The sequence below is a fragment of the Neisseria sp. P0019.S003 genome, from assembly GCF_051957115.1.
Taxonomy (GTDB): domain Bacteria; phylum Pseudomonadota; class Gammaproteobacteria; order Burkholderiales; family Neisseriaceae; genus Neisseria; species Neisseria flavescens_D.
This window is the reverse complement of the sequence record NZ_JBQCWT010000077.1, coordinates 1-459: the sequence shown is the minus strand read 5'-3', so window position 1 is coordinate 459 and position 459 is coordinate 1. Positions and strand designations below refer to the sequence as shown.

General features: G+C 46.2%; 1 protein-coding gene. It reads right to left on the bottom strand.

Features of this window, described 5'->3' with window-relative positions; all coding sequences use genetic code 11:
• The coding region (locus ACTHTS_RS11170) for an MFS transporter (RefSeq protein WP_440370077.1) at window positions 1-459 on the bottom strand (459 nt) is incomplete at both ends.

The following is a 459-nucleotide window of genomic DNA, read 5'->3' as shown; positions in this document are numbered from 1 at the left end:
ACCTTAATGTCTTTCTCGTGATGCTTTTCATGAACAGAACGGACACTCAAATTACACAACAAACCAACAATCAACAAACCTGCCATGATGTACATGGTAATGCTATAAGCTTCAGCAGCCGGAACGCCACTTTCAATTTGGCTTTGGCGGATATAGTTGACCAACACCGGGCCAATAACAGCCGCAGTTGACCATGCCAGCAAAATCCTGCCGTGTATTGCCCCGACTTGATAAGTGCCGAACAAATCCTTCAAATACGCCGGAATGGCTGCAAAACCGCCGCCATACATGGAAATGATGACGCAGAAACCAATGACAAACAAAGCCTTGTTACCGCTCTCGCCAATCGACGGAATGGCAAAATACAACAGCGAGCCGAGCACAAAGAAAATAGTATAAGTATTTTTACGGCCAATTTTGTCGGACACGCTGGACCACAAAAAGCGGCCGCCCATATTA